2 protein-coding genes are annotated in these 1,857 nt (G+C 43.3%); both read right to left on the reverse strand.

The window, feature by feature from the left end; all coding sequences use genetic code 11:
- The coding region (locus EYO21_06025) for a hydrolase (protein ID HIB03366.1) at window positions 1-1,140 on the reverse strand (1,140 nt) is incomplete at its 3' end.
- Between the two features lie 85 nt (window positions 1,141-1,225).
- Window positions 1,226-1,513: a hypothetical protein gene (locus tag EYO21_06030; protein HIB03367.1), complete on the reverse strand. Its 288-nt coding sequence runs from the start codon at window positions 1,511-1,513 to the stop codon at window positions 1,226-1,228.
- Between the last annotated feature and the right edge of the window lie 344 nt (window positions 1,514-1,857).

Here is a 1,857-nt window from a genome sequence, read left to right on the forward strand (position 1 = left end):
AGTTTGCATATTGAGGACACCAATATTCAATCCGCCGGCAGTCCCCGTCAACCGGGCACCTCCTAAAATGGGCACTGATGATCCACCAGGACCGATACCGATTCGTCTACTGAAGAACATTTCAATATCGGGCCCATAATAGGTTGGCTCACCTACGGAAAAAAGACCGGCATTCTCCAGAAAGAAGGACCTTTTTTCCGGAAAAAAAAGGCTGAACCTGTCAAGGTTAATCTGTTTTTCATCAGCTTCTACCTGAGCAAAATCTGTATTGTAGGTAAAATCTAAGGTAAGACTTGATGTGAGGCTGTATTTGGCATCCAAACCGAGCTGGCTCTGGCCTGCGGCTTCGGTAGAAGTCTGTCCTAATCCATAAGGTATTATTTTCAGATTTTTAGGGTTGGTTATGACAAGACCCGTCAATGTACCAGCAATGGAAACACGATTTATGTTGAACTGCCTGGGGATTGGTATCCAGTAAGCGTCTTCCTGCTTCCTTGCAATGACCCTCTCGAAGTTAATGCCCCATTGTTGTTCTTCGATTTCTTTGAATCGTAGAGTTTTGAACGGAATAGCAAATTCAGCACTCCAGCCGAAATCGCCCACAACTGTCTGAACTTCCCAAACTGCGTCCCAGTTAAGGTTGAAGGCACCGCCGGCCCCAACAGACTGGCGCCCCGTGTTAAATCCACCTTGTCCTTCTTTATTCACCTGCGCATCATATTCGATTCCGGCAGGATTGGTACCAAAAATGTAACCGTTCTGTTTGTCATGAAAGGTGTCCAAAATAAACCGAAAGCTGTCAGAATCCTTCAGTGAAGCGTCGCGGCGTGTATCAGATACAACGATTCGTTCCGGCTCACTGTCAAAGCAGACTACCGCTACGTAAAGTGCTTCTGAAGAGTACATGACCCGCACTTCAGTTTTTTCAGATATGCTCTCCCCCTCATCTGGTGTTTGTTGTGTGAATGATGTGACAACAGGTGCAATCTCCCAAACCGGGTCATCCATAACATTTCCATCAACCACCGGCGCCTCACTGACTGAGACCGTTTCCAATTGATTTGAGATAAAATGATTATCTCCTATGCCCATAAGAACAGTCGTAAGAGTTATAGAGAGCAGATAAGACTTAATTTTCATTTTAGTACAAAGAAAAAGGGTATGTTTCTTAACAAAAAACCCCACGAAAGTGGGGCTTGATGTATGAGTTGACAGTAAAATTTATTTAATCAGTACTTTTTAATGCGTCAAGAGCAGCCTGCATGCTCATAACTGGATGAATATCAGTATCGCCTAATTCAAACATGGGGTCAAAGAATTTGACCACCTGTTCCATGGTGTCCGCTTCCAAGACAAAGTATGCACTATGTCCCGGCGGATCAACATAGATGCCGTGGATCTTGATCCCGATTTCTTCAGAAGCCTGGACGGCTTCCACCACTTTAGCCTTTCTATTCTCATCATGAGCGTGGCAGGTCTGGTAACTGTGTGTATGAGTTGCATGAAATAGCATGTTATCTCCTTATTATTATTCCTTTATGATCTAAACTATTTAATAATTATGTGAAAATAATTATGTGAAAAACTTAATCAATATAGTTGAATGAATGCACCGAAAAATGTGTGCTTCTTTCATCCCGACTGTCCCCCGTCGGTTTCGATTCCAAGTTGAGATTGATCATAATGCGTAGATAATCTATAAACTCCGTAAAAATCACTTACCCAAAAGGGTAGCGTTTAAGCTACTCTTTTTCCTTACTAAGTTCCTGTTTTCTCGAGGAGAAACTGCTACATTTTAATCAGTAGCGGAGGAGGGACTTGAACCCCCGACACGCGGATTATGATTCCGCTGCTCTA

It is taken from the genome of Candidatus Neomarinimicrobiota bacterium (assembly GCA_012964825.1).
In the GTDB taxonomy this organism is placed as follows: Bacteria; Fidelibacterota; Marinisomatia; order Marinisomatales; family S15-B10; genus UBA2125.